Genomic DNA, 20,384 nt, shown 5'->3' on the forward strand with positions numbered 1-20,384 from the left:
GGGTCAGGGTATGTTTGGCGAACGCTGCCGGTACGCCGGCCGAACTCGGTACGCCCTGGGTCAGTGCGCCCGAGCCGCAGGCTGCGATCTTTTTGTTTCAGCGGTTACAACGACTCCAGGCACCCCGCCAGATCATTCCCCAATTTCTCCAGCACCTGCTCATAGCCCTGGGCCGTCGCCGGCGTGTACCCGCCCAACGCATCCAGTTCCGCCAGCTTCACCGGCAAACCCGCCACCAGGGTTTCCGCCAGGCGCGGACGCAGCGGTGGTTCGCTGAACACGCAGGTCTTGCCGACTTCCTGCAGGCGCGCGCGCATCGCCGCGACATGCTGGGCACCGGGTTGCACTTCGGCCGCGACACTGAACACACCCACGTGCTTCAGGCCGTAGGCGTCTTCGAAGTAATCGAACGCTTCGTGGAACACGAAGTAAGGCTTGCCCTGAACATCGGCCAGGCGTTTCTTCAGGCGCGCATCCAACGCATCGAGACGCTCGTCGAAGGCTTTCAGGTTGCTTTGATAGCGCACGGCGTTGTCAGGATCGACGGCACTCAGGTCTGCCGCCATTTTCGTGGCGATGACCCGGGCGTTGACCGGCGACAGCCACAAATGTGCATCCAGGCTGCCTGGGCGATGATCGTGGTCGTGGTCGTCGGCTTCTTCGGCGTGGGAGTGGCTATCTTCGGCAAAACGGCGCAGTTTCATGCCTGGCAAATCCTGCACGGCGACACTGGGCAGCGTACGACCATTGAGCACCCGCGGCAGGAAACCTTCCATGTCCGGGCCGATCCAGTACAGCAGGTCCACCGATTGCACCTTGCGTACGTCGGAAGGGCGCAGCCCATAGTTGTGCGGCGAGGCACCCGGTGGCAGCAAGACCTCAGGAATCGCCACGCCGTCCTGCACCGCCGCGGCGATCAACTGCAGGGGCTTGATGCTGGTAAGGACCTTGACCTCGGCCTGCGCCGGACCGATCAGCAGAAAACTTGCGAAAAATGCGACAAAGATAGAAAAAAGACGGGACACGATGACCACTCGAAGAGGCGAGAACGGGTAACATAATAACGTCTCTCACAAAACTCGTCGCCGCTCATGCTAAAAACACCGATTGCCAGCCGCCCCCACGACCACTCGCATTGCGTTCACAGTGCTTTGTCCGAGGCCGATGCCCTGTGCGCTCGTCAAGGCCTGCGCCTGACCGCATTGCGCCGGCGCGTGCTGGAACTGGTGTGGCAAAGCCACAAGCCGCTGGGTGCCTACGACATTCTTGCGGTCCTCAGCGAGCAGGACGGTCGCCGCGCCGCGCCGCCGACGGTATATCGCGCGCTGGATTTCCTGCTGGAAAACGGCCTGGTCCATCGGATTTCCTCGCTCAACGCCTTCATCGGCTGCAATCACCCGGAACATGCACATCAGGGTCAGTTCCTGATCTGCCGTGTGTGCCACGCCGCCATCGAGCTCGAGCAAAAATCCATCAGCGACGCGATCATTGCCAGCGCCAGGGATGTCGGGTTTATCGTCGAAGGCCAGACCGTCGAAGTGGTCGGTCTGTGCTCGGGTTGCCAGGGGGCTTGATGAGCAACGCGCTGATCCGTCTAGAGCAGGTTGCCGTCACGTTCGCCGGGCAACCGGTGCTGGACAACATTGAGTTGAGTGTCGAGCCGGGGCAGATCGTGACCCTGATCGGCCCCAATGGCGCCGGCAAAACCACACTGGTACGTGCCGTGCTCGGCCTGTTGAAACCGGACAGCGGCAACGTCTGGCGCAAGCCGAAACTGCGGGTCGGCTACATGCCGCAGAAACTTCATGTCGACCCGACCCTGCCGCTGTCGGTGCTGCGCTTCCTGCGCCTGGTGCCGGGCGTAGACCGTGCAATGGCCTTGGCGGCACTCAAGGAAGTCGGCGCCGAACAGGTCATCGACAGCCCGGTGCAAAGCGTTTCCGGTGGCGAAATGCAACGCGTGCTGCTGGCCCGGGCCTTGTTGCGCGAACCGGAACTGCTGGTTCTCGACGAACCGGTACAGGGTGTCGACGTGGCCGGCCAGGCTGAGCTGTACAGCCTGATCACCCGCCTGCGCGACCGTCACGGTTGCGGTGTGCTGATGGTCTCCCACGATTTGCATCTGGTGATGAGCACCACGGATCAGGTGGTTTGCCTCAATCGTCACGTCTGCTGTTCAGGCCATCCCGAGCAGGTCAGCGGCGATCCGGCGTTCGTCGAGCTGTTCGGAAAAAACGCACAAAGCCTGGCGATTTATCACCACCATCACGACCACGCCCACGACTTGCACGGTTCAGTGGTCAAGGCGCCCGCATCGGGCCAACCCCATGTTCACGGAGATGGCTGCAAGCATGGCTGATTTTCTGCTCTACGCCCTGCTTGCAGGCCTGGCCCTGGCCGTTGTCGCAGGCCCGCTGGGGTCTTTCGTGGTCTGGCGGCGCATGGCTTATTTTGGCGACACCCTGTCCCACGCGGCATTGCTCGGCGTGGCCCTGGGCTTCCTGCTGGATGTCAGCCCGACGGTTGCCGTGACCGTTGGTTGCCTGCTGCTGGCGGTGTTACTGGTGACCTTGCAACAACGCCAGCCATTGGCATCCGACACGCTTTTGGGAATTCTCGCACCCAGCACGCTCTCTCTAGGCCTGGTGGTACTAAGCTTCATGCACGAAGTGCGGATTGACCTAATGGCCTATCTGTTCGGTGACCTGCTGGCAATCAGTCCAACCGATCTGGCCTGGATTCTTGGCGGCAGTGCGGCCGTGCTGGCCTTGCTGGTTGCATTGTGGCGGCCATTGCTGGCGATCACGGTGCATGAAGAACTGGCCAGGGTCGAAGGCCTTCCGGTGGCCGGATTGCGTCTGGCGCTGATGTTGCTGATCGCCGTGGTGATTGCCGTGGCGATGAAGATTGTCGGCGTGTTACTGATCACTTCATTGCTGATCATCCCGGCGGCGGCGGCACAACGTCACGCCCGCTCGCCGGAACAGATGGCACTGGGCGCGAGCCTGCTGGGCATACTCGCCGTGTGTGGCGGTCTGGCGTTGTCCTGGTTCAAGGACACCCCGGCCGGCCCGTCGATTGTGGTGGCAGCCGCCGCGCTGTTTCTGCTGAGTTTTGTTCTGCCCCGTCGAGGGGTGTAGACTTGCTCGTTTTTTGCGCAAATAGAGAGTCGCAGGAATGAAGTCGTTCGCCTCCCGTTATCTGCTCCTTGTCGCATTTTCTTTGCTGCTGGGCGCCTGCCAAAGCACGCCACCGGCGGCCACCGAGGCTGCCAATGCGCGAGCCACGGCCATCGTACAGCTGGAGCAAAACATCGCCAGCGATGAACTGGCCACCGCCGAAGACCAATTGGCGGCCTTGCAGGCCGAATCGCCCAACGATGCGTCCCTTGAGCAGTACCAGCGGCAACTGGCCGAAGCCTATCTGCGCCGCAGCCAGATCGTGCTGCAAAAAGGTGATGTGGATGCCGCTGCGACCGCCCTGAGCCGTGCCCGCTCGTTGATGCCCAAGGCTCCGGCACTGACCGGCGGAGTCAACGGCTCGATTGCCCAGGCGCGCAAGGCCGAGCTGGAAAAAGCCGAAGCGGCCCTGAAGGCTGCCGAAGCCAAGCCAAAAGCCAAGGTCATCGATCTGACGGCTGAAAGCACCACGGTCTCGCTGAATATCAACGATATGGGCAAACTGCGTCGCCAACTGGATGCCATCGCCGCCGATGTGGTGAATTTTCAGTGCGACGTGAGCATTCAGGCTCCACGCACCAATGATTACCCTTGGCTGGCGACATTGCTGACAAAACGGGTGAAAAAGCTCGATCCCGAGTTTGACCTGAAGCTGGAGCGGCAGATTTTGCGCAGTGTTCCGGCGCAGATGGTTCTGAGTCCACGCAAACCTTAAAAAGCTTCGCGAGCAGGCTCGCTCCCACAATGGTTCTGCGTCTTTATACAGATCCAATGTGGAAGCGAGCCTGCTCGCGATGATTTATCTAGCTCCGAAGATCCTCAGGCTGGAATCGCCCTGGCCTTCGCCTCCCTGTCCCAAACCCGATGCTGCCCGATCGCGGCGAAAAACGCTTTGATCAACTTCGCATCAGTCCCCACGATCAATCCCGAATCAGCCTCCAGCTTCAATACATCCAGCAACTGCTTCGCTTCACCTTGCAAGGCGATAGCCTTGAGATGTTTGTATGCCTCCAGCAGGTAATGCAACGCCACGCCGTCCGTACTCAGCGCCTTGATCGACGCGGCTCCGCCCGGCACGAACACCGCGTCGAATGCCACCGACGGCGAGCCCTCCATCGAAGCATCGACCGCCAGGGTTTTGCCATCGGCGGTTTTCACGGGTGCAGAGGTCGGCCCCAGTAATTTCGCGTGAGCCCCCTCCGCTGCAAGCGCTTTCTTCATCGCATCAATCGCGGCGCTATCAACGCCATTGGCCGCCAGAATCGCGACTTTTCGCGTCTTGATGTTCTCCGGCAACAGATTGGCCTGGCTCAATGCCGGAGAGTGATCCGGCGCGGTTTTGCGCACCTCGACGGTTCCTCGAGCCGGCGCAGGCAATCCAAGGTTCTGCGCCACGCGCTTGGCCAACTCCAGATCGATATTGGCGAGAATTTCGTTCACTTCCCGAGCCCGGATCGCCTCGCGCTCTACCTTGCCCAACTCAAAACTGTAGGCCGAAATGATGTGCTCCCGCTCATGCTCACTCATGCTGTTGAAAAACAAGCGAGCCTGGGAGAAGTGGTCAGCGAACGACTCGCTGCGCTGGCGAATCTTGTTGGCGTCGATGCGCTCCGGATAACTCTCGAATCCTCCATCCTGCGCCGAAACAGGTGTTTCCTTTGGCCAGCCGCCATCGATGGAGTTCGGCTCATAAGACGCACGTCCCTTGTCGATGGTGGTGCGGTGTTGGGCATCCCGCTGACCGTTGTGGAACGGCGACACCGGACGGTTGATCGGGATCTCGTGAAAGTTCGGCCCGCCGAGTCGGCTGATTTGCGTGTCGGTGTAGGAAAACAATCGGCCTTGCAGCAGAGGGTCGTTGGAGAAATCGATGCCGGGGACGATATGCCCGGGGCAGAAGGCAACCTGCTCGGTTTCGGCGAAGAAGTTGTCCGGGTTGCGGTTCAGCACCATCTTGCCCAACGGTGTGATGGGCACGAGTTCTTCGGGAATCAGCTTGGTCGGATCGAGAATGTCGAAATCGAAGGCATGTTCGTTTTCTTCTTCGATGACCTGCACCCCCAACTCCCATTCCGGGTAGTCGCCGATCTCAATCGATTCCCACAGATCACGCCGATGGTAGTCGGCATCCTTTCCCGCAAGCTTCTGCGCTTCGTCCCACACCAGGGAGCAAGTGCCGGCCGTAGGGCGCCAGTGGAATTTGACGAAGCGCGACTTGCCCTCGGCATTGATCAGGCGAAAGGTGTGCACGCCGAAGCCCTGCATGCTGCGCAGGCTTTTCGGGATCGCCCGGTCGGACATTGCCCACATCACCATGTGCGCCGACTCCGGCACCAACGAAACAAAGTCCCAGAAAGTGTCATGGGCCGAGCCACCGGTAGGGATCTCGTTATGCGGCTCGGGTTTGACCGCGTGCACGAAGTCGGGAAACTTGATCGCATCCTGTATGAAGAACACCGGCATGTTATTGCCCACCAAGTCGAAGTTGCCTTCGTCGGTGAAGAACTTCACGGCGAAACCCCGCACATCACGCACGGTATCGCCTGACCCTCGCGGCCCCTGTACCGTGGAAAAGCGCACGAACACCGGGGTTTTCTTCGCGGCGTCCTGCAGGAAACCGGCCTTGGTCAGCATCGAGTGGTTTTCATAGCTCTGGAAATAACCGTGGCCGCCGGTGCCGCGAGCGTGAACGATGCGTTCGGGAATGCGCTCGTGATCAAAATGCGTGATCTTTTCACGCATGATGAAATCTTCCAGCAGCGACGGCCCGCGGGCCCCGGCCTTCAGGGTGTTCTGGTTGTCCGCCACCTTCACGCCCTGGTTGGTGCGCAAGGCCTGCTCAGTGGCATCGGAGCGAAATGTTTCCAGGTTGTCGAGCTTGGCATTGGTGTTGTGGCGATCCGGGGTATCGGTCCCGGCCAGGACGCTCTTGGTGGCAGCAGGCTTCTTGGTACTCATCAGGCGTGAACTCCTCAGGCATATTCCAGTGGCCTAAGTAGTGACTGATGAGCTTATTCAGCCGTTCCTTTTTTCTGACCTTTGATCGCGTTATTGCCAAATGACAGGACAAATGCGAAATAAATGCTAAGAACCTCTATACGGACAGGCTAAAATGCGCGCCCGGCTAACCGCTGACCCTTTTCCAACGCGCCCCACAAGGTTCGCTACGTGATCGAGTTTCAAAACGTCCATAAAACCTACCGCGTCGCCGGTAAGGAAATCCCCGCGCTGCATCCGACCAGTCTGACGATTGAGAACGGGCAGGTTTTCGGCTTGATCGGTCATTCCGGCGCAGGAAAAAGTACCCTGCTGCGTCTTATCAATCGCCTGGAAAACGCCAGTGGCGGCAAGATCACCGTCGACGGTGAAGAAGTCACCGCGCTCGACGCCAACGGCCTGCGCCGATTCCGTCAGCAGGTCGGGATGATTTTCCAGCACTTCAACCTGCTGGCCTCCAAGACCGTCGCCGACAACGTCGCACTGCCGCTGACCCTGGCCGGCGAACTGTCGCGCAGCGAGATCGACTCGCGCGTGGCCGAGTTGCTGGCGCGGGTCGGCTTGTCCGACCACGCGAAAAAGTACCCGGCGCAATTGTCCGGCGGGCAAAAGCAGCGTGTCGGCATTGCCCGCGCCCTGGCGACCAAGCCAAAAATCCTGCTGTGCGATGAAGCCACCAGCGCCCTCGACCCGCAAACCACTGCATCGGTCCTGCAATTGCTGGCCGAGATCAATCGCGAGCTGAAACTGACCATCGTGTTGATCACCCACGAAATGGACGTGATCCGCCGGGTCTGCGACCAGGTGGCCGTGATGGACGCCGGCGTGATCGTCGAGCAAGGCTCGGTAGCCGAAGTGTTCCTGCATCCGAAGCACCCGACCACCAAACGCTTTGTGCAGGAAGACGAGCAGATCGACGAAAGCGAACAGCGTGACGACTTCGCTCACGTACCGGGCCGCATCGTGCGTCTGACCTTCCAGGGCGAAGCGACCTACGCGCCGTTGCTGGGCACCGTCGCCCGGGAAACCGGGGTGGACTACAGCATCCTGGCCGGCCGTATCGACCGCATCAAAGACATCCCTTACGGGCAACTGACCCTGGCCGTGACCGGCGGTGACATGGAAGCGGCATTCGCCCGCTTCATCGCAGCCGACGTCCACATGGAGGTGCTGCGCTAATGGAAGCCCTGACAAGTTTCTTCGCCAATATCGACTGGTTCGAAATCTGGCTGGCCACTGGCGACACCCTGCTGATGCTCGGCGGTTCGCTGTTGTTCACCGTGCTGCTCGGCTTGCCGCTGGGTGTGCTGCTGTTCCTGTGCAGCCCGCGCCAGTTGCTGGAAGCCAAAGGTGTCTACGCGATGTTGTCGCTGGTGGTGAACATTCTGCGTTCGCTGCCGTTCATCATCCTGTTGATCGTGATGATTCCGTTCACCGTGTTGATCACCGGCACGTCCCTCGGTGTTGCCGGTGCGATCCCGCCGCTGGTGGTGGGTGCCACGCCGTTTTTCGCGCGCCTGGTGGAAACCGCCCTGCGTGAAGTGGACCGCGGCATCATCGAAGCCACCCAGGCCATGGGTGCGACCACGCGACAGATCATCACCAATGCGTTGCTGCCTGAGGCTCGTCCGGGCATCTTCGCGGCGATTACGGTGACTGCAATTACACTGGTGTCCTACACGGCGATGGCGGGTGTTGTCGGCGCCGGTGGTCTGGGTGACCTGGCGATCCGCTTCGGATACCAGCGTTTCCAGACCGATGTGATGGTCGTGACGGTGGTGTTGCTGCTGGTCCTGGTCCAGGTACTACAAACCGTTGGCGACAAGTTGGTCGTCCACTTTTCCCGTAAGTAAGACATGAGCCGGCCATTCGCTGGCAGGCGCCAAACGGGCGCCTCACAAGGAGTTAGCTGAATGAAAAAACTACTCGTCGCCTTCGCTGCCGTTGCCGCATTCTCGGCCCACGCGGCTGACACCCTGACCGTCGCGGCCACCCCGGTGCCACACGCCGAGATCCTCGAATTCGTGAAGCCGACCCTGGCCAAAGAAGGCGTGGACCTGAAGGTCAAGGTCTTCACCGACTACATCCAGCCGAACGTGCAGGTCGCGGAAAAGCGCCTGGACGCCAACTTCTTCCAGCACCAGCCGTACCTGGATGAGTTCAACAAGGCCAAGGGCACAAACCTGGTATCCGTCGCCGGCGTGCACCTGGAACCCCTGGGCGCTTACTCCAGCAAGTACAAGACCCTCGCTGAGCTGCCTGGCGGCGCCAACGTGGTGATCCCGAACGACGCCACCAACGGCGGCCGTGCACTGTTGCTGATGGCCAAGGCCGGGCTGATCAAGCTGAAGGATTCGAACAACATCCTGTCGACCGTGAAGGACATCACCGAGAACACCAAAGACCTGAAAATCCGCGAACTGGAAGCCGCGACCATCCCGCGCGTGCTGACCCAGGTCGACCTGGCGCTGATCAACACCAACTACGCGCTGGAAGCCAAGCTCGATCCGGCCAAGGACGCACTGGTCATCGAAGGCAACGACTCGCCGTACGTGAACATCCTGGTGGCTCGCCCGGATGACAAGGACAGCGACGCGATGAAGAAGCTGGTTGCCGCTTTGCACAGCCCGGAAGTGAAGGCCTTCATCCTCGAGAAGTACAAAGGCGCGGTAGTGCCGGCGTTCTGACCGACTGAAAGCAACAAAAAAGGGCGCATCGAATGCGCCCTTTTTTTGTGCCAGAAACACCGCCCCCCCTGTGGGAGCGAGCTTGCTCGCGATGGCGGTGTATCAGTCAATGTAGATGTTGAATATTACGGCCTCATCGCGAGCAAGCTCGCTCCCACAGGTTTAGCGGTGTCTTTAGTTGCGTTTGAGCATCACCGGCAACTGCGCCACCAGCTTCGCGTTGTTCAACGGCGCCCGGATGAAGCCGCGTTGCGTGCCGTCCGGCCCGATCACCGCGAGGTTGCCACTGTGGTCGACCGTGTAGTTTGGCTTGTTGGTGTCCGCCGGAATGAACGGAATGCTCACCGCGTTGGCGACCTTTTGCAGCTCATCGGTCGACTTTGGCGCCAAGCCGACAAACTGCGGGTCAAAGTAACCCAGGTACTGCTTGAGCTGCTGGGGCGTGTCGCGATGGGGGTCGACGCTGACCAGCACGATCTGCAGCTTGTCCACCGCCTCGGGCGGCAACTCGCTCTTGATCTGTCTCAGCTGGGCGAGGGTGGTCGGGCAGACGTCCGGGCAGAAGGTGTAGCCGAAGAACAGCAGGCTCCATTTACCCTTCAATTCATTGATCATGACCGGCTGGCCGTCCTGATTGGTCATCGTCACGTCCGGCAGATTGCGGCTCTGCGGCAGCAAAATGATACCGGCGTCGATCAGCGCCGTCGGATCGCCCTGGTTTTTCCCGGACAGTACCTTGTTGACGGTCAGGCCCAGGATCAGTGCGACCAGGGCGACAAGGATGAAGACGGTTTTCTGGGTTCGAGTCATAGGTTCAACAGTAAGTAGTGGTCTACGAGCAGGGCGATAAACAGCAGGAACAAGTAGTAAATAGAGTACTTGAACGTATTGATCGCCGCGTGCGGCCGAGTGCCACGGTACAACACCACGGCCCATTGCAGAAACCGCGCGCCCAGCCCGAGCGCGCAGACCAGGTAGAGCATACCGCTCATGTGGATCACGTAGGGCATCAGGCTGACGGCGAGCAGCGCAAAGGTATACAGCAGGATATGAATCTTGGTGTAGTGCTCGCCATGGGTGACCGGCAGCATCGGGATGTCGGCCTTGGCGTATTCCTCCTTGCGATGGATCGCCAGTGCCCAGAAGTGCGGCGGAGTCCAGGCGAAGATGATCAGCACCAGCAGCAGCGGTTCGGCGCTGACGTGACCGGTGGCGGCGGTCCAGCCGAGCAAGGGCGGCGCGGCACCGGCCAGACCGCCGATGACAATGTTCTGCGGGGTCGCACGCTTGAGGAATCCGGTGTAGATCACCGCATAGCCAAGCAGCGAGGCGAGGGTCAGCCACGCGGTCAGCGGGTTGGTAAACGCCAGCAGCATGGCTTGCCCGAGGGCCGCCAATACCAGCGCGAACGTCAGCGCGGCGGTCGGAGAAATCCGCCCTTCGGCGAGCGGCCGTTTGTGGGTGCGCGCCATCACCGCGTCGATGCGCCGGTCCACCACATGATTGACCGCCGCGGCACCACCGGCACACAGGGCGATGCCCAGGTTGCCGAATACCAGCACCGTCCACGGCACCCCGGCACGGGTCGCAAGGAACATCCCCACCAGTGAAGTGATGAGCATCAACACCACGACTTTGGGTTTGGTCAGTTCCAGGTAGTCACGCCAGATCGCCTGACTGGGACGTTCGCCGATCAGAATCGCCATGGCATCTCTCCTTTTATTGTTATGGGCCCGGCTGAGTGTTTACGCAGGCTGAAGCGCCAGCGCGTTGGCTGCTTGACCCGGACCAGACTGGTTCGAGCGTGGTAATTGACCAGCACCATGGTCAGCAACAGCGCGGCGCCGCCCGCGTTATGCGCGACGGCCACCGGTAGCGGCAGATGGAACAACACGTTGCTGATGCCCAGGGTGATTTGTGCGCCAAGGGCGATCAGCACCAGGCCTGCCAGGCGTGTCATGCCGACCGCTTTCAATTGCCAGGCCAGGCCGAGCAACACCAGGGTGACAAGCAAGGCACCGATGCGATGGGTCAGGTGGATGGCCGTACGGGCGTCGCTGTCCAGTTGCCCGCCGAGGTAATTCGGGCCGATGTGTTGGGTCAGATGAAAGCCGTTGGCAAAATCGGCAGGCGGCAGCCATTGGCCGTGACAGGTTGGAAAGTCGATGCAGGCCACGGCGGCGTAGTTGGAACTGACCCAGCCACCGAGGGCGATTTGCCCGATCACCAACAACAACCCTGCCGTCGCCCAGTGCTGCAAACGTCGTGGCACGGTCAGCGCCGGCAGTACGCCGGACAGGCGCAAGGTCAGCAGAAACAGCAGGCTCAAGGTCGCGAAGCCGCCAAGCAAATGCCCGGTGACCACCTGCGGCCAGAGCTTGAGCGTTACCGTCCACATACCGAACGCGGCCTGGCCAACGACCACCGCCAACAGAAACAATGGCAACTTCACCGGTTGCCCCGGATGACGGCGATGCAACCACGCACGACCGGCCAACACCGCGATCAACACGCCCAGCGTGCCAGCGAAGTAGCGGTGGATCATCTCGTTCCAGCCTTTGTGGGCCTCGACCGGAGCGTCCGGGAAGTGCAATTCGGCATGGGCCAGCTGGGCTTCGCTTTTCGGCACGCTGATGAAACCGTAGCAGCCTGGCCAGTCCGGACAGCCGAGGCCGGCGTGGGTCAGGCGGGTGTAGGCGCCGAGCAACACCACAATCAGTGCCAGCAAGGTGGCAAACAACGCGAGGCGAAATCCAGGCTTGGCCATGACGATGCCCTTATCCGATGTTCGACAGTTTCAGCAGGTGGCGCAGATCGTTCAGCAGGTCCTTGCCCTTCACCGACGGGTCATAGCGCAGCACCAGATTGCCGTGGGGGTCGATGATCCACAGGTGCGGCGCATCATTGCTCTGAGCGCCTTTTGTGTAGGCAGGCAAGTCCAGTGGATAGCGTTGCAACTGCGGGTACTCGCGTTGAAGTTTAGTCTCGTAATCGCTGTTCAGCGCCTGCGCGGCGGCCAATGCATGGCTGGCACGGGACGCATCGCGGCCGAGGCCGATCTGGATCTGCCGCGCCAGGTACACCAGTTGCTGGCAGTCCACCGCGCAATCCTTGGGCGCGGTCACCAGGATCTGCCAACGCTCCTCCGGGGCCTGCACGCCGATGTCCGCGCGGGTCTGACCGTTGCCGATCAGTTCGCCGTGATAACTGCGGCCCTCGGGCACCCAGAAATTCAGCTTGTACATGCCGGTGGCAAGGATCATCGGACCGATCACCCCGAGCAGGATCAGCAGCAGTTGCATACGGCCCTTGCGCCGGTTCACCGAAGGTTTCGCCTCAGACATGCTGGGTGGATTCATGGCCGCTCCCATGGTGTATCTCCTTTGCGTTGTGCCAGCCGAGATAGAGATAAAGACCGAACAGGGCGATCGCCATGGCGAACCACTGCACGGCATAAGCGATATGTTTTTCCGGGCCCGTGGCGACTACCGGCCAGTCGGCCTGATAGGTGGCCGGAGCGGTTTCGGCGCGCAGCTCAAAGACAAAGCCTTCGCGGTTCAGCGTCTTCCAGAGACCGGCCGGTTCAACGGCCGTAATCAGCTTCGGCCACGTCGCTGTCGCCGGGTCTGCATGCAACTGAAACGGCGCACCGGGGGAGACGTAGACCCACGCATCGAGGCTGACTGCCTCGACAGGTGTCTTGAATTGCACGGGTGTGCGGCGTTCCGGCCAGGGCAGCCAGCCGCGATTGACCAGCAGCCAGAGCCCGCTGGCCTGATCATGAAAGGGTTGCAACAGCTCGACGCCGACTCTGCCGTTACGTTGACTGTTGTCGAGCAGCAGGCTGTGTTCGGCATCGAAGCGGCCGTGCAGGCGAACCCGGCGGAAAGCCGGGTCAGCGGTGTATTGCAGTTCGGTGCTGGCCATCGGCTCGGCGGCCCGGCGCTCGGCGTAGGTTTGCAACAGCGCGCTTTTCTCCGCGCCCCGGCTCAATTGCCAGAACCCCAGGGACACCAGTAGCGGCAGCAACAGCGCGACCACCAGCGTTGGCACGATACCCGGCCGAAAGCGCTTCATGGCATTGCCAGAAAGTCGGTCATCGCGATAGCTATACTCAAGTGCATCGCTTGTCCCCCCGGAGTCTCACCATGCTCAAAACAGCCATCGTCCTGATGCTGATTGCCACGGTTGTCAGCCTGTTCAGCGGCCTGTTTTTTCTGGTCAAGGACGACAGCCATTCAAACCGCCTCGTCATTGCCTTGAGTGTGCGTGTCACGCTGGCCGCCATTACCCTCGGTCTGATCACCTGGGGGTTTTTCAGCGGCCAGCTGGTGTCCCACGTGCCGTGGTAGCTCAAAGCTTCAAGCTTTTAGCTTCAAGCTGCTTCAAAGCACATAGACGAAAACGAACAACCCGATCCACACCACATCCACGAAGTGCCAGTACCAGCTCGCCGCTTCGAAGCCGAACTGGTGCTCGCTGTCGAAGTGCCCGCGCATGACCCGCATCAGCATCACGAACAGGATGATGGTGCCGATGGTCACGTGGGCGCCGTGGAACCCGGTGAGCATGAAGAAGGTCGCGCCGTAGATGCCCGAACCCAGGGTCAGGCCCAGTTCGCGGTAGGCGTGCATGTACTCTTCGGCCTGGAAGATGAGGAATGCACAGCCCAACACTACGGTGAGCGCCAGCCAGAGTTTCAGTGCGCCGCGATGGCCCTTTTTCAAGGCGTGGTGGGCGATGGTCACAGTCACGCTGGAGCTCACCAGCAACACGGTGTTGAGCAGCGGCAGGCCCCAGGGGCTGATGACCTCCTTGGGTGGCGGAAACAGTTTCGAGTCGGGGTTGTCCAGCAGCGGCCAGGTGAACTGGAAACTCGGCCACAGCATGTGCGCGATGCCTTTGGCGCCTTCACCGCCAAGCGCCGGCCCGGAGATGTGACGCACATAAAACAGTGCGCCGAAAAAGGCGATGAAGAACATCACTTCCGAGAAAATGAACCAGCTCATGCCCCAGCGGAACGAGCGATCCATTTGCGCGCTGTACAAGCCGCCGCGACTTTCCTTGATCACCGTGCCGAACCAACCGAACAGCATGTAGGCCAGCAGTAGCCCGCCGACGAAAAAGATCAGTGGCCCGTGGGATTCCGGGCGCGCCGCTTTCAGATCGTTGAACCAGGTGGCCAGGCCAAACACCGTGACGAACATGCCGACCGTGGCGATGATTGGCCATTTGCTCTGGGCCGGTACGTAATAATGTTCATGAGTTGCCATTTATTGTTCTCCTTATCGGGCACGCTCAGCCGCCAGTGTTTACAGCTACCGGTGGATGTCGGGCGGTGATATCGAACAGCGTGTAAGACAGCGTCAGGTGCTTCACATCCTTGGGCATGTCACGGTCAACGATGAAACGTACCGGCATCTCGATCCGTTGACCGGGCTGCAGCACTTGCTGGGTAAAGCAGAAACATTCGGTCTTGTGGAAGTACGCCGCCGCGGAGCTTGGCGCGATGCTCGGCACGGCCTGAGCACTCATCGGCTTATCGGTAGGGTTGTGGGCGATGAAGATCATCTCGTTCACCGCCCCCGGGTTAGCGGTCAACTCGTCATGCTTGGGGTAAAAATCCCATGGCATATCGGCGGTATTGGTCGACAAGAACTGCACACGCACCTGCCGCGAGGTGTCGACCGTCTGCTCCCCCTCGTACTGCCCGGCGGTCTTGCCATTGATACCGAAGGCCCTGCACATCACGTCGTAGATCGGCACCAGCGCAAACCCGAACACAAACATTGCCACCACCACCGTCAGCAGGCGCGTGACCAGTTTCTTCATTGAAATCGAGTCAGCCATGATTTCGAACCTCGACCGAGACACCTGTGGGAGCGAGCCTGCTCGCGAAGCAGACACCGCGGTTTAGCAGGCACACCGCGTTATCGTTCTTCGCGAGCAGGCTCGCTCCCACAGAAGGGCAGGCGTTCATTTCACTTCCGGCGGCGTGGTGAAGGTGTGATACGGCGCCGGCGACGGGATGCTCCACTCCAGGCCTTCAGCCCCATCCCACGGTTTGGCCGGAGCCGGCGGGCCACCGCGAATGGTCTTGATCACGATGAACAGGAAGAAGATCTGCGTGGCCCCGAACATGAATGCGCCGATCGACGACACCATGTTGAAGTCGGCGAACTGCAGGTTGTAGTCCGGAATCCGTCGCGGCATGCCCGCCAGCCCCACAAAGTGCATAGGGAAGAAAGCCAGGTTCATGCCGATGAACGACAGCCAGAAATGCAGCTTGCCGAGGGTTTCGTCGTACATATGGCCGGTCCATTTCGGCAGCCAGTAGTAGGCCGAGGCGAAGATCCCGAAGATCGCCCCCGGTACCAGCACGTAATGGAAGTGCGCGACCACGAAGTAGGTGTCCTGGTACTGGAAGTCCGCCGGGGCGATGGCCAGCATCAATCCGGAGAAACCGCCGATGGAGAACAGGATCACGAACGCCACGGCAAAGAGCATCGGTGTCTCGAAGGTCAGCGAGCCCTGCCACATGGTGCTGGCCCAGTTGAATACCTTCACGCCCGTTGGCACCGCAATCAGCAGGGTGGCGTACATGAAGAACAGCTCGCCCACCAGCGGAATGCCGACCACGAACATGTGGTGCGCCCAGACGATGAACGACAGGAACGCGATACTCGCCGTGGCGTAGACCATCGAGGTATAGCCGAACAGCGGCTTGCGCGAGAAGGCCGGAATGATCGAGCTGACGGCACCGAACGCCGGCAGGATCATGATGTACACCTCGGGGTGGCCGAAGAACCAGAACACGTGCTGGAACAGCACCGGGTCACCGCCACCGGCGGCGCTGAAGAAGCTGGTGCCGAAGTGGATGTCCATCAGCATCATCGTCACGCAACCGGCCAGCACCGGCATCACCGCGATCAGCAGGAACGCGGTGATCAGCCAGGTCCAGACGAACAGCGGCATTTTCATCAGCGTCATGCCGGGGGCGCGCAGGTTGAGGATGGTGGCGATCACGTTGATCGCCCCCATGATCGAACTGATCCCCATCAAGTGAATGGCGAAGATGAAGAAGGTCACGCTTTCCGGCGCATAGGTCGTCGATAGCGGCGCATAGAACGTCCAGCCGAAGTTCGGCCCGCCACCGGCGGTGAACAGGGTCGACACCAGCAGCAGGAACGCCGCCGGCAACAGCCAGAAGCTGAAGTTGTTCATACGCGGCAGGGCCATGTCCGGCGCGCCGATCATCAGCGGGATCATCCAGTTGGCGAGGCCGACGAAGGCCGGCATCACCGCACCGAATACCATCACCAGACCGTGCATGGTGGTCATCTGGTTGAAGAATTCCGGCTGGACGATCTGCAGCCCAGGCTGGAACAGCTCGGCGCGAATCACCATCGCGAACGAACCGCCAAGCAGGAACATGGAGAACGCAAACCACAGGTATAGCGTACCGATGTCCTTGTGGTTGGTGGTCAGCACCCAGCGCATCAGGCCTTTGGCGGGGCCGTGGACGTGGTCGGTGGCGGTATGAACATGTTCATCGACTACAGCAGTCATGTCCTGTCTCCTGCAAACAGATGGGGTGGGCAGGCCGGGGTGCGTAGCCCCGACCGGTTCCTTACGTGCGCAATAGACCGGGTCATTTGCTTTCCGCCTGTTTCAGCTCCAGCACTTCTTTTGGCGTGACCATGTCGCCCTTGTTGTTGCCCCAGGCGTTACGTTCATAGGTCACGACCGCTGCGATATCGACTTCCGAGAGCTGTTTGCCGAACGCGGCCATGGCGCTGCCAGGCTTGCCGTGGAAGACAATGCTCAGGTGATCTTCTTTCGGTCCGGTGGCGATTTTCGAGCCCTTGAGTGCCGGGAACATCGGCGGCAGGCCCTGGCCTTCGGCCTGGTGACAGGCCACGCAGGTGGTGTGATAGACCTTGTCGCCACGCTCCTTGAGCTCGTCGAGGGTCCATTCCTTGCTGGTCAGTTCTTTGAGTTGCGCGGCCTCGACCTTGCGATCGGCCAGCCATTTTTCGTAATCGGCCTTTTCCTTGACCTCGACCACGGTCGGCATAAAGCCGTGATCCTTGCCGCACAACTCGGCGCACTGGCCACGGTAGATGCCGGGCTTGTCGATGCGGGTCCAGGCTTCATTGACGAACCCGGGTATTGCATCGCGCTTGACCGCGAAAGCCGGCACCCACCAAGAGTGGATCACGTCGGCGGAGGTCACCAGGAAGCGCACTTTGGTGCCGACCGGCAGCACCAATGGCTTGTCGACCTCGAGCAGGTAGTGCTCACTCTTGGCTTCCTTGTTGTGGATTTGATCCTGGGGGGTGGTCAGGTTGCTGAAGAACTCGACGTCCTGGCCCAGGTATTTGTAGTGCCACTTCCACTGGTAGCCGGTGACCTGGATATCGATCTCCGGCTCGCTGGCGTCGTACATCTTGATCAGGGTCGCGGTAGCGGGAACCGCCATGGCCACCAGGATCAGGAAGGGCACGATGGTCCAGAGGATTTCGACGGTGGTGCTTTCATGAAATTTGGCGGCCACCTGCCCGGTCGAGCGGCGGTGGAGAATCATCGACCAGAACATGGCACCAAAAACGATGATGCCGATCACCACACAGATCCAGAAAATGGTCATGTGCAGGTCGAATACTGCGTGACTGATTTCAGTCGCTCCAGGCGCCATATTCACAGTCCAGGCCGCTTGCGCCTGACTGAAAATCGACCACAACAGGAGGCCCATCCAGACATGTGGATGTCGCATCATTGCGGGTTCCCCTTATCGTTCTTGTTATCCCGCCGGCTTTCACCTGCGGCAAGGGAGCGGCTGCATCAGACTACGAACTTGAGCACCGGGCCTTGCTGCATATGCAGTCGGGCGTCATCAGCTAACTCCATTCCACCCCGAGTATAGACAGCACCTCTGACCTCGCAATGCGAAGGCGTAAATCATCTGAAACAGCATTAACTTGCTTTGCAGGGCACGAATGGAGAAGGATGCAGACGAGTGGTGGCAAACCGATATAACGGGGCCGTCTCAAGGATGAAATAATTATGACAAATGCGTCTTAGCATTTTTCGTAAGCCAGCTAAGTTATGTCTTCCCTATTTCATTGCCTTGTTTCCTGGAGTTTTCATGAACACCGCCGCATTGCGCGAGCAGATCCAAAAAGCCCAACAACACGAAGCCGAGACCGGCCTGCTGACGCGTCAGCTGGAAAGTAAGCTGCCTCACCTGCACCCGGCGATCCAATTGCCGGAAGCGGACGCCAATGGCGTGCTGACGCGATTTGTCGCCGCCTACATCGAAGAAGTGCCCGATCTGCTGGATGCAGCCAATGAAGTCGCCAGGGAAGCGGGCATTGAGTCACAGATCAAACCGGTGCTGAAAATCGCCGAGCAGTACTTCCTCCAGCCGCCTGCCATCATGGCCGGCCATGTCGGTCTCGACGGCCTGCTGGATGAAGCCTATCTGGCGCACCGGTTTGTCGAAGAGGTCAACGACCTGTACATCAAGCATTTCGGCCAGCCACTGATCCCATTGGACATGACTGTCGCCAACCTGATTGCTCACCAATTGATCGGTGAGGAGTTCGCCAACCAACTGGATGAGGCGGTGCATCACGCCATCGACGAGATGCTCAACGAAGAGAGTTTTGCCCTGGAGTCGGTGGAAACCTACCGCGACAAGCTCAGCAGCCCGGACACCGGCGCCGCATGGAAACGCTGGCCGTGCATGTCCCGCCGCCTGGGCGTAGGTCTGGAACTGGATCAGCCGGCTGCCTGATCCCTGAAACCTGTGGGAGCGGGCTTGCTCGCGAATACGGTCAATCATTCAACGTTGATGTCGACTGACACGCCGCTTTCGCGAGCAAGCCCGCTCCCACACAGGTACTTCAGCCAGCCGCGCCGACGCCGGTATTCGTCCGCACCCGCCCCTCGAGCCTGCGCTTCAGCCCCCGCGATTCAATCAACAGCTTCGAACCCTTGCCCGCATTGGCCCGCCCCCATTCCTCCAGCAACTCCAGGCACGAGTGATCGATGTAGCTCAGGTTATTGAGCGGCACATGCACCGTCGTACCCACCGGAATGCTGCCCAGCACCCGGGTCAGCACCGGCACTTTGAGGAAGGTCGCCGCGCCCGTCAGGCGCAACTCCATTTCCCCTTCCCGGGGCAGGTCGATCAGGCTGATCTTCAAGCGCGAGGCTTTCAGCGCCAATTTCACCAGGGTCAAGCCAAAGCCAATCAACACGCCCGTCAGCAGGTCGGTAAAAACGATGGCCAACGCGGTTGCCGCGTAAGTGAACATCGGCGCCCGACCATACCGGCCCAAACCCCGAAAGACCTTGAGATCCACCAGTTTGAAACCGGTGTACACCAGCACGCCCGCCAGGCTTGACACCGGAATGCTTTGCAGGACGCTGGACAGCAACAGTACGAACGCCAGCAGCCACAGGCCGTGGAATATGGTCGAAAACCGCGTGGTTGCTCCGGCCTGAACATTCGCCGAACTGCGCACGATAACGCCGGTCATCGGCAATGCCCCAAGCAGGCCGCACAGCATGTTGCCGATACCTTGCGCCGACAATTCCCGGTCGAAGTCCGAGCGCTGGCCGCTGTGCATGCGATCAACCGCCGCGGCTGAGAGCAAGGTTTCGGCGCTGGCAATAAAGGCCACGGCAAACGCTGCAATCAGCAATGTCGGATCGGCGAGGTTGAGCAGGTCCACCGGCTTCAGCCAGTCGATGGCCTCCGTCAGGTTGGCCGGTACCTCAACCCGTTTGACCTGCAACGCCAGCACCAGGCTGGCAAGCGTGGCCAGACCGACACCCAGTAGCGCCCCGGGAATGAAGCGCAGGGATTGCGGACGGAATCTATCCCACAGCCACATGACAGCAATCGTCGACAGCCCGAGCAAACCGGCTTGCCAGCCAAACGTGGGCAATGCCTGAGCCAGCGCCGCCGGGAAGGCTGCCAGGTTATCGAGGCCCGAGGGTTTGGGCACGGCATCCAGCATCACATGCACCTGGGACAGGACGATCAGCACACCAATCCCGGCCAGCATGCCGTACACCACCGCAGGCGCCGTCACCCGAAACCAGCATCCCAGCTTCAATCGACCCGCCACCAGTTGCAGCAAACCCGCCAGTAACAGGATGGGCCCAAGCATGGCGATACCGTGCTGGCGGACCAACTCGAAGACGAGAACGGCCAGACCCGCCGCCGGGCCACTGACTTGCAGCGGCGAGCCGGCCAACCAGCCGACCACCAGACCGCCGATGATGCCGGTGATCAAACCTTTGGCCGGTGGCAGTCCCGAGGCAATGGCGATGCCCATGCACAGGGGCAGGGCGACCAGAAACACGACCACCGAAGCCAACAGCTCCCGTGGCAGAACAGCTTTGAGTCGAGCAGCACGCATGGTGAGTCTCCCGAAGTTTTCTTCAGGCATGGCAAAGCCAGGCTGCCTGAACGGCAGCCTCGGCTAAACCACACAACGATTTAGGA

At 60.5% G+C, this 20,384-nt stretch carries 21 protein-coding genes and 1 pseudogene; 9 read left to right on the forward strand and 13 right to left on the reverse strand.

What is annotated here, in order from left to right; translation table 11 throughout:
* Nucleotides 1-88 (reverse strand): annotated as a pseudogene (locus tag AC3WJW_RS06575) (hypothetical protein); the annotation flags it as partial.
* Nucleotides 89-104: 16 nt separating this feature from the next.
* Nucleotides 105-1,025 carry a zinc ABC transporter substrate-binding protein gene (locus AC3WJW_RS06580; protein ID WP_493725526.1) on the reverse strand — a complete coding sequence of 307 codons (921 nt, stop codon included), beginning with the start codon at nucleotides 1,023-1,025 and terminating at the stop codon, nucleotides 105-107.
* A gap of 66 nt (nucleotides 1,026-1,091) precedes the next feature.
* On the opposite strand from AC3WJW_RS06580, the gene zur reads away from it, so the two are divergent.
* Genes zur through AC3WJW_RS06600 form a run of 4 tightly spaced genes read left to right on the forward strand, consistent with a single transcriptional unit; the run spans nucleotide 1,092 to nucleotide 3,894 of the window.
* Nucleotides 1,092-1,574, forward strand: coding sequence for a zinc uptake transcriptional repressor Zur (gene zur, locus AC3WJW_RS06585; RefSeq protein WP_007969799.1), 483 nt, complete (start codon nucleotides 1,092-1,094; stop codon nucleotides 1,572-1,574).
* A complete protein-coding gene (gene znuC, locus AC3WJW_RS06590; RefSeq protein ID WP_095967855.1) occupies nucleotides 1,574-2,359 on the forward strand; it encodes a zinc ABC transporter ATP-binding protein ZnuC in 786 nt (261 codons plus the stop codon). The genes zur and znuC overlap by 1 nt, the downstream gene beginning before the upstream one ends.
* Nucleotides 2,352-3,140: a zinc ABC transporter permease subunit ZnuB gene (znuB, locus tag AC3WJW_RS06595; RefSeq protein ID WP_015092904.1), complete on the forward strand. Its 789-nt coding sequence runs from the start codon at nucleotides 2,352-2,354 to the stop codon at nucleotides 3,138-3,140. Before znuC ends, znuB begins: the two co-directional genes overlap by 8 nt.
* Nucleotides 3,141-3,177: 37 nt before the next feature.
* The gene (locus AC3WJW_RS06600; RefSeq protein WP_493725527.1) at nucleotides 3,178-3,894 is read left to right on the forward strand and encodes a PA5502 family lipoprotein; all 717 of its coding nucleotides are present in this window, start codon (nucleotides 3,178-3,180) and stop codon (nucleotides 3,892-3,894) included.
* A gap of 104 nt (nucleotides 3,895-3,998) precedes the next feature.
* Here AC3WJW_RS06600 and katE read toward each other — a convergent pair whose 3' ends face one another.
* Nucleotides 3,999-6,137 carry a catalase HPII gene (katE, locus tag AC3WJW_RS06605; protein ID WP_493725528.1) on the reverse strand — a complete coding sequence of 713 codons (2,139 nt, stop codon included), beginning with the start codon at nucleotides 6,135-6,137 and terminating at the stop codon, nucleotides 3,999-4,001.
* Between the two features lie 210 nt (nucleotides 6,138-6,347).
* On the opposite strand from katE, the gene AC3WJW_RS06610 reads away from it, so the two are divergent.
* Genes AC3WJW_RS06610 through AC3WJW_RS06620 form a run of 3 tightly spaced genes read left to right on the forward strand, consistent with a single transcriptional unit; the run spans nucleotide 6,348 to nucleotide 8,863 of the window.
* The gene (locus AC3WJW_RS06610; protein WP_102701561.1) at nucleotides 6,348-7,355 is read left to right on the forward strand and encodes a methionine ABC transporter ATP-binding protein; all 1,008 of its coding nucleotides are present in this window, start codon (nucleotides 6,348-6,350) and stop codon (nucleotides 7,353-7,355) included.
* Complete coding sequence (locus AC3WJW_RS06615; RefSeq protein ID WP_008002212.1) at nucleotides 7,355-8,029, forward strand: methionine ABC transporter permease; 675 nt, start codon at nucleotides 7,355-7,357, stop codon at nucleotides 8,027-8,029. The genes AC3WJW_RS06610 and AC3WJW_RS06615 overlap by 1 nt, the downstream gene beginning before the upstream one ends.
* 60 nt (nucleotides 8,030-8,089) lie before the next feature.
* The gene (locus AC3WJW_RS06620) at nucleotides 8,090-8,863 is read left to right on the forward strand and encodes a MetQ/NlpA family ABC transporter substrate-binding protein (RefSeq protein WP_007969811.1); all 774 of its coding nucleotides are present in this window, start codon (nucleotides 8,090-8,092) and stop codon (nucleotides 8,861-8,863) included.
* Nucleotides 8,864-9,037: 174 nt separating this feature from the next.
* Here AC3WJW_RS06620 and AC3WJW_RS06625 read toward each other — a convergent pair whose 3' ends face one another.
* From AC3WJW_RS06625 to AC3WJW_RS06645, 5 genes are read right to left on the reverse strand one after another with little or no spacing between them, the layout of a single operon-like run.
* Complete coding sequence (locus tag AC3WJW_RS06625; protein WP_493725529.1) at nucleotides 9,038-9,673, reverse strand: SCO family protein; 636 nt, start codon at nucleotides 9,671-9,673, stop codon at nucleotides 9,038-9,040.
* Complete coding sequence (gene cyoE, locus AC3WJW_RS06630) at nucleotides 9,670-10,569, reverse strand: heme o synthase (protein ID WP_015092898.1); 900 nt, start codon at nucleotides 10,567-10,569, stop codon at nucleotides 9,670-9,672. Before cyoE ends, AC3WJW_RS06625 begins: the two co-directional genes overlap by 4 nt.
* Nucleotides 10,557-11,630: a COX15/CtaA family protein gene (locus AC3WJW_RS06635; protein ID WP_102702115.1), complete on the reverse strand. Its 1,074-nt coding sequence runs from the start codon at nucleotides 11,628-11,630 to the stop codon at nucleotides 10,557-10,559. Before AC3WJW_RS06635 ends, cyoE begins: the two co-directional genes overlap by 13 nt.
* A gap of 10 nt (nucleotides 11,631-11,640) precedes the next feature.
* On the reverse strand, nucleotides 11,641-12,234 hold the full coding sequence (locus tag AC3WJW_RS06640) for a PA_0111/PP_0108 family redox-active disulfide protein (RefSeq protein ID WP_493725530.1): 594 nt from the start codon (nucleotides 12,232-12,234) through the stop codon (nucleotides 11,641-11,643).
* Entirely contained in the window at nucleotides 12,200-12,940 is a 741-nt protein-coding gene (locus AC3WJW_RS06645) for an SURF1 family protein (protein WP_493725531.1), read from the reverse strand. The genes AC3WJW_RS06640 and AC3WJW_RS06645 overlap by 35 nt, the downstream gene beginning before the upstream one ends.
* Nucleotides 12,941-13,011: 71 nt before the next feature.
* Here AC3WJW_RS06645 and AC3WJW_RS06650 point away from each other — a divergent pair, with 71 nt between their 5' ends.
* Entirely contained in the window at nucleotides 13,012-13,215 is a 204-nt protein-coding gene (locus AC3WJW_RS06650) for a twin transmembrane helix small protein (protein ID WP_493725532.1), read from the forward strand.
* Between the two features lie 33 nt (nucleotides 13,216-13,248).
* Here AC3WJW_RS06650 and AC3WJW_RS06655 read toward each other — a convergent pair whose 3' ends face one another.
* The 4 genes from AC3WJW_RS06655 to coxB form a co-directional block, all read right to left on the reverse strand.
* The gene (locus AC3WJW_RS06655) at nucleotides 13,249-14,136 is read right to left on the reverse strand and encodes a cytochrome c oxidase subunit 3 (protein WP_218472948.1); all 888 of its coding nucleotides are present in this window, start codon (nucleotides 14,134-14,136) and stop codon (nucleotides 13,249-13,251) included.
* Nucleotides 14,137-14,161: 25 nt separating this feature from the next.
* Nucleotides 14,162-14,713: a cytochrome c oxidase assembly protein gene (locus tag AC3WJW_RS06660; RefSeq protein ID WP_102702119.1), complete on the reverse strand. Its 552-nt coding sequence runs from the start codon at nucleotides 14,711-14,713 to the stop codon at nucleotides 14,162-14,164.
* A 126-nt stretch (nucleotides 14,714-14,839) separates the two neighbouring features.
* Nucleotides 14,840-16,432, reverse strand: a complete 1,593-nt coding sequence (ctaD, locus tag AC3WJW_RS06665) for a cytochrome c oxidase subunit I (RefSeq protein WP_493725533.1) — start codon at nucleotides 16,430-16,432, stop codon at nucleotides 14,840-14,842.
* 82 nt (nucleotides 16,433-16,514) lie between these two features.
* The gene (coxB, locus tag AC3WJW_RS06670) at nucleotides 16,515-17,642 is read right to left on the reverse strand and encodes a cytochrome c oxidase subunit II (protein WP_493725534.1); all 1,128 of its coding nucleotides are present in this window, start codon (nucleotides 17,640-17,642) and stop codon (nucleotides 16,515-16,517) included.
* Between the two features lie 369 nt (nucleotides 17,643-18,011).
* On the opposite strand from coxB, the gene AC3WJW_RS06675 reads away from it, so the two are divergent.
* Nucleotides 18,012-18,662, forward strand: coding sequence for a hypothetical protein (locus AC3WJW_RS06675; RefSeq protein ID WP_493725535.1), 651 nt, complete (start codon nucleotides 18,012-18,014; stop codon nucleotides 18,660-18,662).
* Between the two features lie 109 nt (nucleotides 18,663-18,771).
* Here AC3WJW_RS06675 and AC3WJW_RS06680 read toward each other — a convergent pair whose 3' ends face one another.
* A complete protein-coding gene (locus AC3WJW_RS06680; protein WP_493725536.1) occupies nucleotides 18,772-20,298 on the reverse strand; it encodes a SulP family inorganic anion transporter in 1,527 nt (508 codons plus the stop codon).
* Between the last annotated feature and the right edge of the window lie 86 nt (nucleotides 20,299-20,384).

The organism is Pseudomonas sp. GW821-FHT07G06, assembly GCF_058986625.1.

What these genes read in the sequence shown, in the direction of transcription:
- zur (WP_007969799.1), top strand. Translation starts at nt 1,092, where the DNA reads ATGCTAAAAACACCGATTGCCAGCCGCCCCCACGACCACTCGCATTGC.
- znuC (WP_095967855.1), top strand. Translation starts at nt 1,574, where the DNA reads ATGAGCAACGCGCTGATCCGTCTAGAGCAGGTTGCCGTCACGTTCGCC.
- znuB (WP_015092904.1), top strand. Translation starts at nt 2,352, where the DNA reads ATGGCTGATTTTCTGCTCTACGCCCTGCTTGCAGGCCTGGCCCTGGCC.
- AC3WJW_RS06600 (WP_493725527.1), top strand. Translation starts at nt 3,178, where the DNA reads ATGAAGTCGTTCGCCTCCCGTTATCTGCTCCTTGTCGCATTTTCTTTG.
- katE (WP_493725528.1), bottom strand. Translation starts at nt 6,137, where the DNA reads ATGAGTACCAAGAAGCCTGCTGCCACCAAGAGCGTCCTGGCCGGGACC.
- AC3WJW_RS06615 (WP_008002212.1), top strand. Translation starts at nt 7,355, where the DNA reads ATGGAAGCCCTGACAAGTTTCTTCGCCAATATCGACTGGTTCGAAATC.
- AC3WJW_RS06620 (WP_007969811.1), top strand. Translation starts at nt 8,090, where the DNA reads ATGAAAAAACTACTCGTCGCCTTCGCTGCCGTTGCCGCATTCTCGGCC.
- AC3WJW_RS06625 (WP_493725529.1), bottom strand. Translation starts at nt 9,673, where the DNA reads ATGACTCGAACCCAGAAAACCGTCTTCATCCTTGTCGCCCTGGTCGCA.
- cyoE (WP_015092898.1), bottom strand. Translation starts at nt 10,569, where the DNA reads ATGGCGATTCTGATCGGCGAACGTCCCAGTCAGGCGATCTGGCGTGAC.
- AC3WJW_RS06635 (WP_102702115.1), bottom strand. Translation starts at nt 11,630, where the DNA reads ATGGCCAAGCCTGGATTTCGCCTCGCGTTGTTTGCCACCTTGCTGGCA.
- AC3WJW_RS06640 (WP_493725530.1), bottom strand. Translation starts at nt 12,234, where the DNA reads ATGGGAGCGGCCATGAATCCACCCAGCATGTCTGAGGCGAAACCTTCG.
- AC3WJW_RS06645 (WP_493725531.1), bottom strand. Translation starts at nt 12,940, where the DNA reads ATGAAGCGCTTTCGGCCGGGTATCGTGCCAACGCTGGTGGTCGCGCTG.
- AC3WJW_RS06650 (WP_493725532.1), top strand. Translation starts at nt 13,012, where the DNA reads ATGCTCAAAACAGCCATCGTCCTGATGCTGATTGCCACGGTTGTCAGC.
- AC3WJW_RS06655 (WP_218472948.1), bottom strand. Translation starts at nt 14,136, where the DNA reads ATGGCAACTCATGAACATTATTACGTACCGGCCCAGAGCAAATGGCCA.
- AC3WJW_RS06660 (WP_102702119.1), bottom strand. Translation starts at nt 14,713, where the DNA reads ATGGCTGACTCGATTTCAATGAAGAAACTGGTCACGCGCCTGCTGACG.
- ctaD (WP_493725533.1), bottom strand. Translation starts at nt 16,432, where the DNA reads ATGACTGCTGTAGTCGATGAACATGTTCATACCGCCACCGACCACGTC.
- coxB (WP_493725534.1), bottom strand. Translation starts at nt 17,642, where the DNA reads ATGATGCGACATCCACATGTCTGGATGGGCCTCCTGTTGTGGTCGATT.
- AC3WJW_RS06675 (WP_493725535.1), top strand. Translation starts at nt 18,012, where the DNA reads ATGAACACCGCCGCATTGCGCGAGCAGATCCAAAAAGCCCAACAACAC.
- AC3WJW_RS06680 (WP_493725536.1), bottom strand. Translation starts at nt 20,298, where the DNA reads ATGCGTGCTGCTCGACTCAAAGCTGTTCTGCCACGGGAGCTGTTGGCT.